Annotated in this window: 18 protein-coding genes; 2 read left to right on the top strand and 16 right to left on the bottom strand. The window is 57.2% G+C overall.

The features are described 5' to 3' along the window. Nucleotide 1: 1 nt before the first annotated feature. From D9K61_RS06500 to trpS, 13 genes are all read right to left on the bottom strand, one after another. A complete protein-coding gene (locus D9K61_RS06500) occupies nt 2-922 on the bottom strand; it encodes a sulfite exporter TauE/SafE family protein (protein ID WP_120632517.1) in 921 nt (306 codons plus the stop codon). 257 nt (nt 923-1,179) lie between these two features. Then, nucleotides 1,180-2,148 (bottom strand): ABC transporter permease, encoded by a 969-nt coding sequence (locus D9K61_RS06505; RefSeq protein ID WP_120632429.1) that lies wholly within the window; start codon nt 2,146-2,148, stop codon nt 1,180-1,182. Nucleotides 2,149-2,151: 3 nt separating this feature from the next. Further along, nucleotides 2,152-3,243, bottom strand: coding sequence for an ABC transporter permease (locus D9K61_RS06510; RefSeq protein WP_120632430.1), 1,092 nt, complete (start codon nt 3,241-3,243; stop codon nt 2,152-2,154). A 1-nt stretch (nt 3,244) separates the two neighbouring features. Then, nucleotides 3,245-4,774, bottom strand: coding sequence for an ABC transporter ATP-binding protein (locus D9K61_RS06515; RefSeq protein WP_120632431.1), 1,530 nt, complete (start codon nt 4,772-4,774; stop codon nt 3,245-3,247). A gap of 104 nt (nt 4,775-4,878) precedes the next feature. Beyond that, nucleotides 4,879-5,877, bottom strand: a complete 999-nt coding sequence (locus tag D9K61_RS06520; RefSeq protein WP_120632432.1) for a BMP family protein — start codon at nt 5,875-5,877, stop codon at nt 4,879-4,881. A 157-nt stretch (nt 5,878-6,034) separates the two neighbouring features. Continuing rightward, nucleotides 6,035-6,448, bottom strand: coding sequence for an N-acetyltransferase (locus tag D9K61_RS06525; protein ID WP_120632433.1), 414 nt, complete (start codon nt 6,446-6,448; stop codon nt 6,035-6,037). Next, entirely contained in the window at nt 6,445-7,047 is a 603-nt protein-coding gene (gene tsaB / locus D9K61_RS06530) for a tRNA (adenosine(37)-N6)-threonylcarbamoyltransferase complex dimerization subunit type 1 TsaB (RefSeq protein ID WP_120632434.1), read from the bottom strand. The genes D9K61_RS06525 and tsaB overlap by 4 nt, the downstream gene beginning before the upstream one ends. Nucleotides 7,048-7,049: 2 nt before the next feature. Beyond that, nucleotides 7,050-7,430: a GFA family protein gene (locus D9K61_RS06535; RefSeq protein ID WP_120632435.1), complete on the bottom strand. Its 381-nt coding sequence runs from the start codon at nt 7,428-7,430 to the stop codon at nt 7,050-7,052. 46 nt (nt 7,431-7,476) lie between these two features. Then, nucleotides 7,477-8,040, bottom strand: coding sequence for a NifU family protein (locus tag D9K61_RS06540; RefSeq protein ID WP_120632436.1), 564 nt, complete (start codon nt 8,038-8,040; stop codon nt 7,477-7,479). 69 nt (nt 8,041-8,109) lie between these two features. Further along, nucleotides 8,110-8,703 carry a 2-hydroxychromene-2-carboxylate isomerase gene (locus tag D9K61_RS06545; protein WP_120632437.1) on the bottom strand — a complete coding sequence of 198 codons (594 nt, stop codon included), beginning with the start codon at nt 8,701-8,703 and terminating at the stop codon, nt 8,110-8,112. A 9-nt stretch (nt 8,704-8,712) separates the two neighbouring features. Further along, a complete protein-coding gene (locus tag D9K61_RS06550) occupies nt 8,713-9,168 on the bottom strand; it encodes a universal stress protein (protein ID WP_120632438.1) in 456 nt (151 codons plus the stop codon). A gap of 76 nt (nt 9,169-9,244) precedes the next feature. Then, a complete protein-coding gene (locus D9K61_RS06555; RefSeq protein WP_120632439.1) occupies nt 9,245-10,108 on the bottom strand; it encodes a branched-chain amino acid aminotransferase in 864 nt (287 codons plus the stop codon). Nucleotides 10,109-10,178: 70 nt separating this feature from the next. Next, complete coding sequence (trpS, locus tag D9K61_RS06560; RefSeq protein WP_120632440.1) at nt 10,179-11,207, bottom strand: tryptophan--tRNA ligase; 1,029 nt, start codon at nt 11,205-11,207, stop codon at nt 10,179-10,181. A gap of 86 nt (nt 11,208-11,293) precedes the next feature. On the opposite strand from trpS, the gene D9K61_RS06565 reads away from it, so the two are divergent. Next, nucleotides 11,294-11,980, top strand: coding sequence for a rhomboid family intramembrane serine protease (locus D9K61_RS06565; RefSeq protein ID WP_120632441.1), 687 nt, complete (start codon nt 11,294-11,296; stop codon nt 11,978-11,980). 4 nt (nt 11,981-11,984) lie between these two features. Here the strand turns inward: D9K61_RS06565 and murJ are convergent, their stop codons facing one another. From murJ to D9K61_RS06580, 3 genes are read right to left on the bottom strand one after another with little or no spacing between them, the layout of a single operon-like run. Next, on the bottom strand, nt 11,985-13,526 hold the full coding sequence (gene murJ, locus D9K61_RS06570; RefSeq protein WP_120632442.1) for a murein biosynthesis integral membrane protein MurJ: 1,542 nt from the start codon (nt 13,524-13,526) through the stop codon (nt 11,985-11,987). After that, complete coding sequence (locus tag D9K61_RS06575) at nt 13,523-16,342, bottom strand: [protein-PII] uridylyltransferase (protein ID WP_120632443.1); 2,820 nt, start codon at nt 16,340-16,342, stop codon at nt 13,523-13,525. The genes murJ and D9K61_RS06575 overlap by 4 nt, the downstream gene beginning before the upstream one ends. Further along, nucleotides 16,302-17,462, bottom strand: a complete 1,161-nt coding sequence (locus D9K61_RS06580; protein ID WP_120632444.1) for a penicillin-binding protein activator — start codon at nt 17,460-17,462, stop codon at nt 16,302-16,304. Before D9K61_RS06580 ends, D9K61_RS06575 begins: the two co-directional genes overlap by 41 nt. An 88-nt stretch (nt 17,463-17,550) precedes the next feature. Here D9K61_RS06580 and rsmI point away from each other — a divergent pair, with 88 nt between their 5' ends. Beyond that, nucleotides 17,551-18,408: a 16S rRNA (cytidine(1402)-2'-O)-methyltransferase gene (gene rsmI / locus D9K61_RS06585; protein WP_120632445.1), complete on the top strand. Its 858-nt coding sequence runs from the start codon at nt 17,551-17,553 to the stop codon at nt 18,406-18,408. Nucleotide 18,409: the final 1 nt, after the last annotated feature.

The following is an 18,409-nucleotide window of genomic DNA, read 5'->3' on the forward strand; positions in this document are numbered from 1 at the left end:
ATCAGTGCCCTCCGCTTCTACCAAGCGAATAGAGTTCACTGGGTTCGAGCAGCAGATCAAGGGCCAGTTTGCCGCAAACCACAAGGACCAGGGCGGCCAGCAAAACCCGCAATTGTTCTGCGGGCATGCGTGCGCCGATGACCGTGCCGATCTGAGCGCCGATGACGCCGCCAACAAGCAGCAACACGGCCAATACGACGTCGACCGTATAGTTGGTGGTCGCGTGCAGCATCGTTGTAAACGCGGTCACGAATATGATCTGAAACAAGGATGTGCCGACAACAACCTTGGTGGGCATGCCCAGCAGATAGATCATCGCGGGCACCATGATAAACCCGCCGCCAACACCCATGATGGCAGACAGCACGCCAACACACAGCCCTACCAGAACCGGCGGGATCACCGAGATATACAGACCCGACGTGCGAAAGCGCATCTTGAACGGCATTGCATGAATCCAGCCGCGCTGCCGCCGTTTCGCAGGTGGACCTCCGCCCTTTTTGGCCTTGCGCAGGGCATTGAGGCTTTCAACGAACATCAGGCTGCCGATGACGCCAAGAAAGACCACGTAACACAGCGTGACCAGCAAATCGACTTGGCCAAGGCTCTTGAGGTAGTTGAACACAACCACACCCAGGGCAGCGCCGGCCAGACCGCCTACCAACAGCACCGTGCCCATCCTAAAGTCTACGGTTTTTCGTCGGAAATGGGCCAGAACGCCTGAAAACGATGATGCCACAATCTGATTGGCTTCGGTTGCAACTGCTACAGCGGGCGGAATGCCGATGAAAAACAACAGCGGGGTCATCAGGAACCCGCCGCCTACGCCAAACATTCCGGACAGGATACCTACCATCCCCCCCAAACCGAGAAGCAGAAAGGCATTCACGGAAACTTCGGCTATGGGGAGATAAATCTGCATGGCTTCTTCTGGATGTGCGGTGTTTTGCTGCACGGCGTCACGATGCTGCATTCACCGAAGTGTCTGGAAAGTTGGGTCCTAAGGCGTTGGGTGCTGTATTTTCCGAATGAGGTGTGGGCCTGCCCAGCGAATTTTGCAACCTCATTTATTGGAGAACACACACTCATAGCCTCTTAGAGCGGTTGCGGCATGCAAAATCAACTGTGCATGCCGCTCTGCAGCGAACAGGATTCAAATTTATTCCCGAACTGGACCTATCAACGCTCCTTCACGTAGGGCTCGCCGCCTGCGCGCGGCGGAATCGCCTTGCCAACGAAGCCAGCCAGAATCACCACAGTCAGGATATAGGGCAGGGCATCCATGACTTGGACCGGTATGACTACTCCACCCAGATCGATGTTCTGGAACCGCAAGGCGATGGCCTGCAAAAGGCCGAACAGCAAACAGGCCCCCATGGCATGCCACGGCCGCCATTTTGCAAAAATCAGCGCAGCCAGTGCGATAAAGCCACGACCGGCGGTCATTTCCTTGACGAACCCGGCTTGCAATGCCGTAGCCAGATAGGCCCCGGCGATACCACACAGCACGCCACAAATCGCCACAGCGGCAAAACGCAGGCCAACCACTGAAACACCAGCAGTATCTACCGCAGCGGGGTTTTCCCCCACTGCGCGCAGGCGCAGGCCAAACCGGGTGCGAAACAAGATCCACCACGTTAAAGGAACGAGCAGGAATGCTACATAAACAAGAATGGAATGACCCGACAGAAGCTCTGAATAAATAGGTCCGATGAAGGGTACACCGCTTATCGCGTCGGCAAACGGGAACTCAATTGGCTCGAATCGACCACCGCCAAACAGGGAAGGTGTTCGGCCGCCTTGTTTGAACCAACTCTGGGCTATAAGCACCGTCAGACCAGACGCCAGGAAGTTGATAGCCACGCCTGAGATCAGTTGGTTGCCCCTGAACGTGATCGAGGCCAGCCCGTGCAGCGCCGATAAAACCAGCGACGACACGATCCCGGCCAGCAGGCCCAACCAGACCGATCCTGTCGCTGCGGCGACGGCGGCCGAGAAGAAAGCGGCCATCAACATCTTGCCTTCAAGCCCGATGTCGAAAATACCTGCGCGTTCGGAATACAGCCCTGCCAGACAGGCCAGCAACAATGGGGTGGCCAGACGGACGGTCGAATCGAGGACCTGAATGAGGGTAACGAAAAATTCCATCGCTCAGCCCCCCTTCCGCAAACTCAGGAAGACTTTCTCAAGCGGCATGCGCACCATATTGTCCAACGCTCCGGTAAACAGGATCACGAGCGCCTGGATCACAACAATCAGTTCGCGCGGGATTGATGTCCAGAGTGCCAGTTCCGCGCCGCCCTGATACAGGAACCCGAATAAGATCGCGGCCAGGAAGACACCAAATGGATGTGATCGGCCCATCAGAGCGACCGCGATCCCGATGAATCCAGCGCCTTCAGTTGAATTCAGAACCAGTCGCTCGGCCTCACCCATCACGTTGTTGATCGCCATCATTCCGGCCAGACCACCCGAAATCAGCATTGCGATGATGGTAATGCGTACCGGAGAGATGCCAGCATAGACCGCGCCGGTTTCGGTTTTACCGTAAGATCGGATTTCGTAACCCAGCCGTGTGCGCCAGATCAAAGCCCACACGATGACGCATGCGACAATCGCCACAAAAAACGAAATGTTCGCAGGGGCACCGCGGAACATCACATTCTCGGCTGTCGAGAACATTGACTGGAACGTCGGCAGTTGCACAGCTTCTGGGAAGCGTGCGGTTGCCGGGTCCATCGAACCCTGCGGGCGCATGACGTTAACCAGCATGTAGTTGAGAAATGCCGCTGCAATAAAGTTGAACATGATCGTCGTGATCACGATATGGCTGCCGCGCTTGGCCTGCAGGTAGGCAGGAATTGCGGCCCAGGCAGCCCCAAAGATCATCGAGGCGGCACAGGCTGCGAGCAAAGCGATGCTCCAGTGCGGCCAAGGCACGTAAAGACAGACAATCGCCACGCCAAGACCACCAAGCATGGCCTGACCTTCACCACCGATGTTGAACATCCTCGCGTGGAACGCGACAGCCACGGCAAGGCCAGTGAACATGAAATTCGTGGCGTAATAGAGCGTATAACCCCAGCCATAGGTAGATCCGAGTGCACCGGTAACCATTAGTTTCACGGCCTCAACCGGATTTTCCCCGATGGCGAGGATAACCAGCGCCGAAAGAATTGCTGCCAATAGAAGACTGATCACAGGGATCAGCACAACATCGGCCCATTTGGGCATTTTTTCCATGTTACGCGGCCTCCCCGGCAACACCGGCCATCAACAGGCCAAGTTCTTTTTCATCTGTGTCCTGGGGCAGGCGTTCGCCCATGATATGTCCGTCAAACATCACTGCAATCCGATCCGACAGCGAGAAAATCTCTTCCAGTTCGACCGAGACCAGCAGGATTGCCTTGCCCTCGTCGCGCAGGGCGACGATCTGTTTGTGAATGAACTCGATTGCGCCGATATCAACGCCGCGCGTGGGCTGACCAACCAAAAGCAAATCGGGGTTCCGCTCGATTTCGCGTGCGACGACGATTTTTTGCTGATTTCCGCCCGAAAAGTTTTTGGCGGCCAGCCAGCCGTCAGGCGGGCGGACGTCGAATTTTTCGATCTTGCGTTCGGTATCGGCGCGCAGGGCTGCGTTATCCATAAAGATGCCGCGCTGGTAAGCGGGGTCGCGGTGATAGCCAAAAGCCACGTTTTCCCAGGCATGGAAATCCATGACCAAACCTTCGCGCTGACGGTCTTCGGGCACATGCGCGATATGCTGCGCGCGCCGCGCCTGACCGTCCGATCCGGGGCCGCTGAGCGCCAGTGGCGTTCCATTCAGTTTGATCGACCCCCGGCCGGGGCGCATGCCACCCAGAACTTCAAGCAATTCGGACTGCCCGTTGCCGGCCACGCCCGCAATGCCAACGATTTCGCCAGCGCGGACCGTAAGATCGATGCCTTTGACTCGTTCAACGCCCGCTTCGTCCGTAACGCTCAGGTTCTCGATTTCGAGGATCGGTTTGCCTGGCTTTGCAGGCACTTTGTCGACCTGTAGCAATACTTTGCGACCAACCATAAGCTCGGCCAGTTCCTGTGGGTTGGTCTCGGCGGTTTTGACGGTCGCCGTCATCTGCCCACGCCGCATGACGGAAACGGTATCGGTCGCTTCCATGATCTCGCGCAGCTTATGAGTGATCAGGATGATCGTCTTACCTTCAGCCCGCAACCGGTCGAGGATGCGAAACAGCTGATCCGCCTCGGCGGGCGTCAGCACGCCGGTTGGTTCGTCCAGAATCAGAATCTCGGCCCGGCGATATAGTGCTTTCAGGATTTCGACGCGTTGTTGCGCGCCAACACCGATCTCGTCGATCCGCTTGTCTGGATCGACGAACAGCTCGTATTCTTCTTCAAGCTCTTTCAACTCTTTCCGGGCCTTGGTCAACGATGGTGCCAGAAGGTCACCATCTTCAGCGCCAAGAACAATGTTTTCAAGAACCGTGAAATTCTCGACCAGCTTGAAATGCTGGAAGACCATTCCGATCCCGGCCGCAATCGCGGCCTGGCTGTCCGGGATGTCGGTCTTTTGACCATTTATCCAGATTTCGCCCTTATCGGCTTTGTAAAAGCCGTAGAGAATACTCATCAGCGTGGATTTGCCCGCACCGTTTTCACCAATGATCCCGTGGATCGTGCCGGGGGCGACGCTGATGGAAATGTCTTTGTTTGCCTGAACCGGCCCAAAGGCTTTGGAAATCCCTTTGAGCTCAATGGCGGGGACTGTCATGTCTTGTCCTCAATTGCCGAAGGGGCCGTCTGTGCGTGATTGTGGATGCGCAATGGACGGAAAAATGGATGCGGGACGGAAGAATACCCCCGTCCCGCGCGATATTAGAACTGCAGCGCAGGGCAGCTGTCGCCTTCGTAATAGCTGACTACGGTTACGTTTCCGTCGATGATGTCGCGGCGCGCGCTTTCAATGGCTGCGCTCATCTCTTCGGTCACCAGCTCGGCGTTGTTGTCGTCTATGGCGACGCCGACGCCTTCCTGTGCAAGACCCATCGTGAATACGCCGGTCTCGACATCTTCACCGGCTTTCATCGCGTCATAAACCGCAACATCAACGCGCTTGAGCATCGAGGTCAGAACTTTGCCTGGGTGCAGGTGGTTCTGGTTGCTGTCCACACCGATCGACAGGATGCCTTCATCTGCTGCCGTCTGCAGCACACCAACACCGGTGCCGCCCGCCGCAGCATAGATGACATCAGCGCCCTGGCTGATCTGGGCTTTGGTCAGCTCCGACCCTTTTACCGGGTCGTTCCAGGCAGCCGGAGTGGTCCCGGTCATGTTCGCCACAACACTTACGTCCGGATTCACGGCTTTGGCGCCTTGGGCGTAACCACAGCCAAAGTGACGGATCAGCGGGATGTCCATGCCGCCAATAAAGCCGACCGTACCGGATTTCGATGCCATTGCGGCCATCATGCCCACCAGATACGAACCTTCATGTTCGGCAAAGCTGACCTGACGGAGGTTCGGTGCGTCCAGCCAGTTGACGTCGATGGCGACGAATTTGGTATCTGGATAGTCACCGACAACAGCGGCCAGCGGATCGGCCATGGCAAAGCCCATGGTGATGATCGGGTTGGCACCCGCTTCGGCAAAACGGCGCAGGGCCTGTTCGCGCTGGGCTTCTGACTGAAGCTCGATCTCGCGATAGGAATTGCCGGTCTGGTCTGCCCAACGCTGCGCGCCGTTATGGGCCGCTTCGTTGAACGATTTGTCGAATTTGCCACCCAGGTCAAAGATCAGGGCCGGTTCGGCCAAAGCAGCGCCAGCTGTCAGTGCAACCGCTGCGGCCGCGCCCATCAAGGATTTCATCAGGGTCATTTGTTACTCCCGTTGGTTTTATCGGTCCGAAGCTAAGATAACCTCGTTTACCCACTTAGAGCGAGCATAACCGTTGTGATGGCGGGAATTAAGGCCGTTTGCAACAGGCAGGGTCAACTGGTTTTTGACCAATTGGTCGAAAAAAGACCACTTAATTTCAGCGCAAGCTGCATTCCATAGTGATTGCGTCGCGTTTGGCGCCGTTTTTGGCTGTGTAATAGCCGTCGCGCCGACCACAGGGGCGATATCCGCAGCAATCATACAATGAAATGGCGGCCAAATTGTCCGAAGCGACGTCCAGAAATGCCCGAGTCGCACCTATTTCAACTGCTTTGGCATGCCAGGATTTCATGCACTTCAGTCCCTTACCTTTTCTTTGATAATCAGGGTGAGTCGCGATGGTCAGTAGCTCTGCTTCGCCCGCGATGACCTGAAAAACAGCAAACGAATCAGGGGTTCCGAGAGCATGTGTGAAAGGGTTCTTCAGCAGATCTGTAAACTCATCTGCACTCCATGGCCGCGATTGAGTGAACGCTGCGGCATGGATCGAGGCCATGTCTTGCGGGGTCATCCGTCTAACAGGACTGGCGGCACGTCGCGGGACGGCGCTGCGTCTGCTGGCCTGACGTAAAGCGGGGCGGGAGGGGGCAGGCCCATACTCCGGCGGTCTGCAGCAACCCGCGCAATCGCTTGAGCGTGTAAGGCTGGATTCGTGCAGAAGAACAATGCGCCCAGTGATTCTGCCTCGGACCGGGGGACCAAACGGGGCGTACTTGCGGCGGCCTGCACATAGACCTGATCACGAGTCGCCGGGATCGCAGGTATCTGACTGTCCGGTGCGATGTGTGCCAGGGCGTCAAAACCCGAAACTCCGACCGCCGGAATGGCAAGGCCCAGGGCAAGACCGCGGGCTGCGGAAACCGAGATACGGATCCCAGTGAAATTGCCCGGTCCGATACCGACACCAATTGCATCCAGGCCTGCCCAAGTGAGGTTTGCTTGTTTCAAAACCTCCTCTAACAGTGGCATCAGCCTTTCCGCCTGTCCGCGCGACATGGCTTCGTCGCAAGACGCCACAATCTGCCCACCACACAGCACGGCCGCTGCACAATGAGCCGCCGAAGTATCGAATGCGAGGATTTTTGGTTCTTCGTGTGTTCGGCTAGACATGTCTATCCAGTGTGAGGTGTCGATCTGAGAGTGTCGCGGCCAGACCCGGTTGCACACGGCAATTCATCATTGATTTCCAACCACGGTAGCCGGGCATCTTCATGGCAGTGAATCTGCGGTTTCAAATCTTCAGCCTGATCCAACACCCCCACTGGCACATAGATTTGCCCCGGTAGATAGTCAAAAGTGGCTGCCAAAGGCGAGCTACATGTCTGACAGGACCACCGGTGCACGCCAGCGACACCTGAAAACGACGAATCCAGAGTGGGGGTGGCCGTTAGATCGGATTCCGCAAATCCTGCAAATGCGCCCACTGGACCGCCTGTCCAGCGACGGCAATCCGTGCAGTGGCAATAGGCAACAATTTGCGGGGCCGAACTCATACGCAATCTGACGGTGCCACAATAGCAACGACCGGTGTAGATTGCGTCAGACGGCAACTGGCCGAACCTCGGTCACTTCGGGAATATAGTGACGCAGCAGGTTTTCGATCCCCATCTTCAAGGTCAGGGTCGAGGACGGACATCCGGCACAGGCACCTTGCATATGCAGGTAAACAACACCGCGATCAAATCCGTGGAAGGTTATGTCCCCACCATCCTGAGCCACCGCCGGACGCACACGGCTGTCCAGCAGATCCTTGATCTGGTTGACAACTTCCGCGTCCTCGCCGGTATGCTCTGCATGGCCAGAGGCCGCTGCGGCATCTGCGCCCATCACAGGCTGGCCCGACTGATAATGCTCCATCACTGCACCAAGGATCGCAGGTTTGATGTGGTCCCACTGCATGTCTTCGGCTTTGGTAACCGTTACAAAGTCGTTGCCGAAAAACACGCCGGTTACGCCGCTCACCGAAAAAATGCGTTTGGCCAGCGGAGATTTTTCACCAGCTTCTGCTGTTGGAAAATCAGCCGTTCCAGCTTCGAGCACCGTTTGGCCAGGCAGGAATTTCAACGTGGCCGGGTTCGGGGTGGATTCGGTCTGGATGAACATGGGACAGCTCCGTTTGAGGTGTTCCTGATATGCGGGCAGGGGGCTTGGAAGTCAAGATTTGGAACGGTTCTAAATTGATGCGGCGTGATTTATTGCGTCGTCAAGCCGATCATCGCCCCAAAACAACTCTCCGCGTGCCAGAAAACTGGGCGCTCCAAACAGGCCGTGCTCTTTGGCGCGCGCCGATTGTTTGAACAAGGCGTTTTTGATGTCCTGATCCTGTATCCGATCTAAAGTATCCGCCGGCAACTTGGCCGTTTTGAGACAATCATGCAGAACATCTGCATCCGATATGTCCCGGCCATCGCCAAATTCTGCGCGATACACCGCACGAACAAAATCCGCCCTTAGATCCGTGGCTTCAACGGCCAAGGCCAGACGCGCCGCCTTCAGTGAGTTCTGGGGAAACGGGTCCGGACGGGTCAGCGGCAAATTGCGCTTTGCGCAAAGCCGTTGCATATCACGCCACATGTAACGCCCTTTGGCTGGATACAAGTTGAATGGCGATGTGTTCCAGCCTTGGGCCGCAAAGATAGGACCCAGCAGAAAGGGCTGCCATTCGACGGCAACACTTTTTGCAGAAGCCCTTCGGTCGATGCGCATCGCGCTGAGATAGGAATAAGTCGACGCAAATTCGAACCAGAACTGAACCACGGCACCCATATCGATGCCTCAGGTGATTTCTTCCAGCTTTTCCTTGCTCAGATCACCGGGGACGATCGTGATTGGGATTGGCAAACTTCCCGAATTCTTTGTCAGTTGCGTCACCAGCGGGCCGGGCCCTTTTTTGTCGGTCCCGGCACCCAGAACCAGAACGCCAATTTCCGGATCGTCCCTGACGTGCTCGATAATTTGAGGCACTGGCTCACCCTCACGGATGGCGAGCTCTGGTTCGACGCCCTGTTTATCGCGCATCCATTTGGCGAAGACTTCGAAATGCGCATGGATACGTTCACGCGCCTCTTCGCGCATCACTTCGGCCACGCCGATCCAGTGGTTGAATTCGTCGGGCGGGATAACCGACAAAACGGTGACGCCACCACCGGTGTGGGCGGCCCGCATCGCAGCGAAGCGCATGGCATTCAGGCATTCGCGGCTGTCATCAAGAACGACTAAGAACTTGCGCATGAGTATCCTCTTTGGTTTCCGGGATCATGCCCGACGGAAAACGTGCTGGCAACTCGGGAGAACCCGAGGCGTGTGGCTAGCGGTTGCTCGTGGCCCAATCCCAATACACCTCACGGGCGCGTCTGGCGATCGGACCGACCTGGTACTGCGTGTCCTCTAGGGCGGTGATGGGTGTAACCTTGCTCATGTTGCCGGTCATGAACACCTCATCGGCCTTGTGAAAATCCTCAAAACTCAAAACAGCCTCGTGAACTGTGACTCCGTCTGACCGCAAGTTCTTGATATGACGGGCGCGCGTGATTCCGGCCAGAAACGTTCCATTGGGGGTCGGTGTGAACACTTCGCCATCTCGGACCATGAAGATGTTGGCGGTTGCAGTTTCGGCCACATGACCCAGGGCGTCCGCAACAAGTGCATTTGAGAACCCTTTGGCGCGAACCTCTTGCAACATGCGGGCGTTGTTGGGGTACAGGCACCCGGCCTTGGCGTTGACCACGGCAGATTCCAAGACGGGTCGGCGGAACCGTGTCGTGCCCAACGTGGCCGAGGCCGTCTCGGGCGCCATGGGGATTTCTTCCAGGCAGATGGCGAACCCGGTGCTGTTTTCTTTCGGCACAATCGCCGTTGGATCACCATCGATCCCCCAATACATCGGGCGGATATAGACTGCGGTTTCGGTGCCGTAAGCCTGCAAGCCTTCTCGAATCAGGTCGATCATCTGTTCCGGGGTTGTTGTCGGTGTCAGCATCAGCGCTTCGGCAGACCGGTTCACCCTGGCGCAATGCGCAAGCAGATCCGGGGCCATCCCTTCGAAGTACCGTGCGCCATCGAAGACCGAGGATCCGAGCCACGCACCATGATCTGCCGCCCGCATTATGGGCGCATCCCCATCATGCCACTGGCCCTCGAAATAGGTCCGGATATTCTTGCCGACTGCCATGACGCCCTCCTCTGCTTCAGGCAGACACTAGGAGGGAGGCGGTGCAGGGTCCAGCGGATTGTCGTCCGGATTAAACCTGTTTCGCGCCGACCATTCCGACGATCTCGTATGTTCTTTGTAAGACCGGGACAGTCACCTCGCGCGCGCGCTCGGCGCCGCGGGCAAGAATCTTATCGATCTCGGCCTGATCCCCCATCAACCGCGCCATCTCGGTTGAGATCGGCGATAGCTTTTCGACTGCCAACTCTGCCAGCATCGGTTTGAATTCACCAAATTGCTTGCCACCAACCTCGGCCAGAACCTGATCTACCGTCAGATCGCTCAACGCGGCGTAGATGTTCACCAGATTGCGCGCCTCGGGGCGATTTTCCAGCCCGTCGGCCTCAGACGGCAGTGCATCCGGGTCCGTTTTGGCCTTGCGGATCTTTTTGGCGATGGTGTCGGCGTCATCGGTCATGTTGATCCGGCTCATATCCGATGGGTCGGACTTGGACATCTTCTTTGCCCCATCGCGCAGACTCATGACGCGGGTGGCGGCCCCTTCGATCACCGGTTCAGTGATCGGGAAGAAATCAACACCAAAGTCATTGTTGAATTTGATCGCAATATCACGGGTCAGCTCAAGATGCTGCTTCTGGTCGTCGCCGACAGGCACATGGGTTGCATGATAGATCAGGATGTCCGCAGCCATCAGGGACGGATAGGCAAACAGCCCCAGCGAGGCATTCTGCTGGTTCTTACCAGCCTTATCCTTCCATTGTGTCATGCGCTGCATCCAGCCCATCCGGGCGACGCAGTTGAAGACCCAAGCCAGTTGTGCATGTTCCGGCACCTGGCTTTGGTTGAACAGGATCGACTGCTCGGGGTCGATCCCCGCGGCGATGAAGCCTGCGCACAGCTCACGGGTCGAATGCATAAGATCTGCCGGGTCTTGCCAAGTTGTGATCGCATGCAGGTCGACCATGCAATAAACGGTCTCCCACTCAGGTCCCTGCATATCCACAAATCGCTTGAGGGCACCAAGGTAATTGCCAAGATGCAGGTTTCCCGAAGGCTGGATGCCGGAAAACACGCGCGGCGTGAACTGGGTCTCAGTCATCGAACGGAACTCCCGTCTGGAAAAATCAGCCCCCGTCGCTTACCCATGAGGTCAAGGGACGTCAACAGCCGCGAAAGGCCAGCCCAATGAGCAGTGAGCATTATACACCCGCAGTAAACCCCCTGCCGCCCGTCGTTGTGGCATTGGTTCTGTTCATTATCGGGATCGAACTGGCGTTTACCCTGGGCACGCGGGGACTGGTCGGCGGACCAGAAGCCGTCGGGTGGCGGCTGCACGCGATCAAGAGTTACTCCTTTTCTCCAGAAATATTCGACGTGATGATTCAGAATGGTCGCTGGCCGTTCGAACAAGTGATCCGTTTTGTCACTTACCCCTTTGTCTCGGGCAGCTTTACGCAGGCCATATTTGTCTGCGTTTTCGTACTGGCTATGGGCAAAATGGTAGGTGAAGTATTTGGCGGCTTCCCGATGTTGCTGATCTTCGTTCTGTCAGGTGCGGGGGGCGCATTGGTTTATGCGTTGGTGCTGGATCCGCGCTATCCACTGATTGGGGGGTTCCCGCCTGTGTACGGTCTGATCGGAGCCTTTACCTGGTTGCTGTGGCGCAAGCTTTCGGTGGTGGGCGAAAACCAGGCACGAGCGTTCCAATTGATTGCCGTCCTGATGGGCATTCAATTGCTGTTTGGCCTGATCTTTGGCGGCACATCGGATTGGGTTGCCGATCTGGGCGGCTTTGCCACTGGGTTCCTGTTGTCATTTTTTCTGGCACCCGGCGGCTGGGCGCGGATCGTTGGACGCATCCGTCGCGAATAACCACCTACGAACGGCGCAGGGCGCGTTTGAAGTCCGAAATCTCAAACGCTCCGAAGATGTGGCCCAGAAAGAAATACGCGGCCGCAGCAACTTTGATCAGAACGATCAACGCCACATAGCGCCAGCCCGGCACTTCTAGTGTCCAGCCAAACAGATGGATTGCGGCGTAAAGTACAGCCCCCATCCCGAACGAGGCTGCAACGATCCGCCACGCCCGATGTTTCAATCGGTCGTCGAAACGTGCTTCATCCCCCATGCGCCGCGCACCGATCGCCAACAAAGCCACCATCGCCCATCCGGCGACCGAGGCTGCGATGGCCGGGGCAATCCACCCCACAAGCGGGTACAGGCCAAAGGCAAGCCCGGCATTGATGACCATGGCAACCGCAGCATAGCGGAACGGGGATTTCGTATCCTCGCGCGCGAAATACAGTGGCTGCAGCAGTTTCTGTAGCATGAAAGCAGGCAATCCGATGCCATATATGGCAACCGCCAGCGCGGTCGCAGCGGTGTCTTCAGCGCTGAATTGACCACGCTCGAACAGGACCGAGACCAGCGGGTTTGGAATGATCAAAAATGCCACGGTCGAGGGCAGGGTCATCAGCAAAGTAAACTCACCTGCGCGCGAAAAAGCGTTTCGCGCACCACTTTTGTCACCTGCGCGCAACCTGCGGGACAAGTCGGGCAGCAGGACAATGCCAACTGCAATGCCAACAACGCCCAGCGGCAGTTGATACAACCTGTCTGCGGCAAACAGCCAGCTGACCGCCTTTTCAGTCTTGGATGCGACCAACTGCCCGACAACCAGGTTGACCTGGGTTACCCCCATGGCCAGCGCTGCCGGAACAGCGATGCGAACCAAGTGACGCATTTCGGGGCTAATGCGCGGCATACTCGGCCGGATGCGGATGCCTGCGCGTTCAGTCGCGACCCAGACCAGCGCCAGTTGCGCGACACCCGCAATCGGGATGACTGCGATCAACCATCGTATGATTTCGCCGCCAGAGATTGCTCCGGCGATCAGTGCTGTGCAGGCAAAGACGTTCAGCAAAACGGGGGCCGCTGCGGCGGCGGCAAACCGACCTGTTGCGTTCAAAACGCCCGAAAACAGGGCCGCCAGTGACATGAAAAGAATGTAGGGAAAGACGACATAGCCATAATCTACGGCCAAATCGAAGCGCTCATCGCCGTAAAACCCCTCGGCCGTCAACCAGACCAGACCCGGCATGAACACCATCGCCAGACCGACCAACGCAAGCACCGCAGCGGCCAGCAGGTTGAAAGCATCCTGAGCAAACCCTTGTGCGTTCTCGTCAGCTTCCAACCGTTTGGAGAACATTGGAACAAAGGCCGCGTTAAAGGCTCCTTCGGCAAAGAAGCGACGGAACATGTTGGGCAGGCGGAAGGCTGCAACAAATGCATCCATCACCGGTCCCGGTCCGATATAGGCGGTCAGTAGGATTTCTCGCAAAAACCCAAGGATGCGGCTGGCCAACGTCCAGAACCCGACCGTGAACAGGCCCGAAAACAGCCGGATCTGTTTCATGAGGCCGCGCGCTCCGCACCTTCGGTTATTGCCTTGCGCAATTTGGCTTCCAATCCACGTTGCTTGCTTTCGGAATGGTATTTCAGACCAAACATATCCTTGACGTAAAACGTGTCGACCACCTGTTCACCATAGGTCGCGATGACCGCATTGGCGATGTACACATTGGCCGCTGCCAGCGTCCGGGTCAGGTCATAAAGCAGACCGGGCCGGTCGCGGGTATCAACCTCGATAATCGTGTAGATTTCGGATCCGTCATTGTCGAAAGTAATATGGGTCGGCACTTTGAAGGCGCGTTCACGCTTCTTGATCTTGTCACGGGATTTCAAGGCATCACGTGCCACGACCTCGCCCTTAAGTGTCTTGTGAATCATCTGGGTTAGACGGGGTAGACGCGAGGCTTCGAACGGGTGGCCTTCGGAATCCTGAATCCAGAACGCATCCGTCACATATCCGTCCTTGGTGGTATAGCTGCGTGCATCAACCACATTCGCCCCGACAAGGGCCAGAGCCCCGGCGATGCGCGCAAAAATACCGGGGTGATCCCCCATGGCAAAACAAGCGCGCGTGGCATCCCGGTCTTCGTCCGGGTGCAGAAGGATCTCCATAGCGCCAGGATCTCCGCTGCGTTCCAGCGCCTTCAGCATTTCGGCAAACTCTACATGTGTCGCTAGGTTCAGGCCTTGCCAGTAGGGCGCATAGTGACGCCCGGTTTCCAACTTGAGGTCGGCCTTGGCCCAAGATTGCAATGCCGTCCGCAGGGCTTTCTTGGCCTCTGTCCCGCGATTGGCACGGTTCAGATCCTCCATACCGGTCTCCAACGCGCGCTTGGTTTCCGCATGCAGGGCGCGCAGCAGCGTAGCTTTCCAATTGTTCCAAGTGGTCGGCCCGACGCCGCGAATGTCGCAGACTGTCAAAACCGTTAACAGGTCCAGCCGTTTGACCGTCTTCACCGCCTTGGCGAAATCCCGCACCGTGCGCGGATCCGAGATATCGCGTTTCTGGGCCATGTCGGACATCAGAAGGTGATAGCGCACCAGCCATTCCACAGTTTCCGAGTCCGATTTGTTCAACCCCAGCCGTGGGGCCACTTTTCGCGCAATCTGCGCGCCTAGGATCGAATGATCTTCGGGGCGGCCTTTGGCGATGTCGTGAAGCAGCAGCGCCACATACAGCACTTTACGGTTCACGCCGCCTTTCAAGATCGACGAGGCCAGTGGCAACGCCTCGATCAATTCACCGCGTTCGATTTGCGCCAGATTGACGATGGTCTGGATCGTGTGTTCGTCTACCGTATAGCTGTGGTACATGTTGAACTGCATCATCGCGACGATGTGTTCGAATTCAGGTAGGAACGCCGACAGAACGCCCAGTTCGTTCATGCGCCGCAACGCGCGTTCTGGATTGCCGTGTTTCAGCATCAGATCAAGGAAAATGCGCCGCGCCTCTTTGTCGTTGCGCATGTCGTCATCAATCAAGTTCAGGTTTGCCGTCACCAGACGCATCGCATCCGGGTGGATCAGCATGCCTGTACGCAGCCCCTCTTCGAACAAACGCAATAGGTTGAGCTTGTCGGACAAGAACTTATCAGGATCAGCAACGTCAAGGCGGCCATGCACCACGGTGTAGCCCTGTTTGACCCGTGGCCGGCGTCGGAAAATGCGCTCCAGCAAAGGCGCGCCCTTCATGTGTTGCGCTTCCAGCTTTGTCAGAAAGATCCGCGTCAGCTCACCGACCCGGGTCGCTTCACGGAAATACCGCTGCATGAACACTTCGACGGCGCGACGTCCGGCGCGATCTTCGTATCCCATACGGGCCGCCACTTCGACCTGCATGTCAAAAGTCAGTTGTTCCGTCGCGCGACGGGTCACCAAGTGCAGGTGCGAGCGGACGGCCCAAAGGAAATTCTCGGCTTCGACAAAAGTCTTGAATTCTTCGGGTGTAAACAGCCCCAAGGGCACCAATTCAGCCACATCCTGTACGCCGTAGACGTATTTTGCGATCCAGTAGAGCGATTGTAAATCGCGCAGACCGCCCTTGCCCTCTTTTACGTTGGGCTCGACCACATAGCGTTCACCTTGTTTGTGGTGCCGCTCTTCTCGTTCCTTCAGTTTGGCTTCGATAAATTCGCGCTCGCTGCCTTGAAACAGATCGGTTTTCAGGCGCTGATCCAGTTCCTCGGCCAACGCCTTGTCCCCGGCCAGATAGCGTTGCTCCAGCATAGCTGTGCGGATCGTGAAATCATCAGTGCCCAAACGCAGGCAATCTTTGATTGTTCGTGACGAGTGACCGACTTTCAGCCGCAAATCCCACAGGATGTAGAGCATCGATTCAATCACGCTCTCCGCCCAGGCGGTAATTTTGTATGGGGTCAGGAACAGCAGATCGACATCCGATGACGGCGCCATTTCCCCGCGTCCATATCCGCCAACGGCAAGCACCGCTATTTTTTCGCCCCGCGTAGGCGTGGCAAGGGGGTGCAACCGCTCACTGGCCACCTGCATGGCCGTGCAGACAAGACAGTCTGTCAAATAGGTGTACGACCGCGTCAGACGACGCGCCTCAAATGGTTGGGCCGCAAAGGCATCAGCGATCGCCATGCGGCCGAGTTTTTGTGCATCCCGCAGAATGCGCACAGTTTCCGCGCGCATTGATGCGTTGTCTGACGTCTCTTCAAAAGCCTCGGCCAACTTTGTGTTGACACTGATGCTGTCGAAAATGTCCTCGGCCGAACAGATCAGATCTCCGCTGGGCAGAGCGACCCGATTGGGCCGATCAGAAACCGGCGCCAGAGAAGCTTTGTGGGGCAGGGTCAATCACAACCACCTGTTTGTTCTGGATCGTGGCGACGGCCAGACCGCGTTCATTGGTGCCATTCGGGCGCAAACGGAAGATGCCGCCAACACCTTGGAATCCGGCGTTCTGCGTTAGCGCTGCTCCCGTCAGGGCATCGGATTTTCCTTGACCGACCAAAGCACCGATGGCTGCGATTCCGTCATAGGCCAAGCCGCTGATAGGATGAGGGGCTACGCCGTATGTCGCGTTGTACCGCTGGCGATAGCTTTGCGCTTTGGACGGGTCGGGTAGTGCGAACCAACCGCTCTGAACGCCTGGCAGCTCCAACGTTTGGGGTGGGATATCCCAACGGGTCAGGCCGATGAACTGTGTGGTCGATGGCGAAACGCCCGCCTCAGGCAGCAACTGAGAATAAAGTGGAAGCGCACCGGCGGTCGTCGCGGTGAGGAAAATTGAATCCGCGCCACTTGAACCGACGGTTGCCTTGATATTCGGCACCGAATTGATCACGCCCTGCTGTGAGCGGTCATATCCGACTGTTCCGGCGTTGTTGACCCGGCTGCCTCCCAAAGCTGTGGCGATTGCCGCGCGACCTTGCTGACCAGCGGCATCATTGCTGTGTACGATGACGGTTCCGGTCTTGCCCTGGCTGCCAGCATAGTTGACCAGACGATTGGCCGTGTTCTGAAAGGTCGGTCCCAATACAAAGACGTTACCGCCCGCAATGCTGGTATTGTTCGAAAAGGACAACACGTTGACCTTGCTATTCAGTACCGCAAGGCCAGCTGCATTAGCGGCCTGAGCATAAACCGGACCGATGATGATCTTGGCCCCATCCGCAACAGCCTGTTGTGCCACGGTCGAAGCGGTGCCTGCGTTGCCTGCCGTGTCATAAACTCGCAGGTCAATCTGTACATTCTGCAAATCCGACATTGCCAGACGTGCTGCATTTTCCAGGCTTTGCGCCAATGCGGCATCGCCGGATCGGGGAACCAGCAGTGCGACCGGAACGGGTTTGGATGTGTTGATCGACGGCCCACCGCCAATAGCACCCGGTTCACATGCGGCCAGAAAAGCTGCGATGGCCAGGGCGGCGCCGGCTTGCGCCAGCTTGCGTACGGGCTTGCAAACGGTAAACATCTAAATGAAAACTCCCTGGTCCGGCGGCTATAGGTGCTGCTGTTCTATCGAGCCGCGATAATAAACGTCACGCTGTGAGGGTCCAGCTTTGAATTTCCAAAAGGTAAGATTGGCTGCGGGCCTGTACTTTGTTGCCACTCCGATCGGGACGGCGCGCGATATTACGCTTAGGGCGTTGGATACACTGGCCTCGGCCGACATGATCGCCGCCGAAGACACGCGCAGCTTGCGCCGTCTGATGGAGATCCACGGTGTACCGCTGGAGGGGCGACGGATCCTAGCGTACCACGATCACAGTGGCACCGGTGCGCGCGGCAAGATCATGGATGCCCTGGCACAGGGCCTGTCGGTGGCTTACGCGTCCGAAGCTGGAATGCCGCTGATCGCTGATCCGGGGTACGACCTTGGCAAGCAGGCTGCAGAAGCCGGACATGTGGTGACCTGTGCCCCTGGCCCCTCTGCCGTTTTGGCTGCCTTGACGCTGGCAGGTCTGCCGACAGACGCGTTCTTTTTTGCGGGCTTTCTGCCAAACGCCTCTGGCGCACGGCGTACCCGGATTGAGGCGCTGCGCGATATACCCGGCACACTTGTGTTCTACGAATCGCCGAAACGTATTTCAGGCAGCTTGTCTGATTTGGCAGATGTTTTAGGCGCAGACCGCCAGGCGGCGCTGTGTCGCGAGCTGACTAAGAAGTTTGAAGAAGTTCGGCGGGCCACACTCGGCCAACTGGCTGAGGATTACAAAGGTAAAACCGTTAAGGGTGAAGTTGTGTTGCTGGTGGACCGCAGCCATTCGCAAAGCGTTAACGAGTCTGATGTAGAAGAGGCTTTGCAAAGGGCATTGGAAACGCATTCCGTCCGGGATGCGGCAGATCTGGTTTCAGAAATGTACAACCTGCCGCGGCGCCCGATTTATCAAAAAGCGCTGAAACTGGGAAAGGGATGAG

The sequence above is a fragment of the Ruegeria sp. EL01 genome (genome assembly GCF_900313035.1).
In the GTDB taxonomy this organism is placed as follows: Bacteria; Pseudomonadota; Alphaproteobacteria; order Rhodobacterales; family Rhodobacteraceae; genus Ruegeria.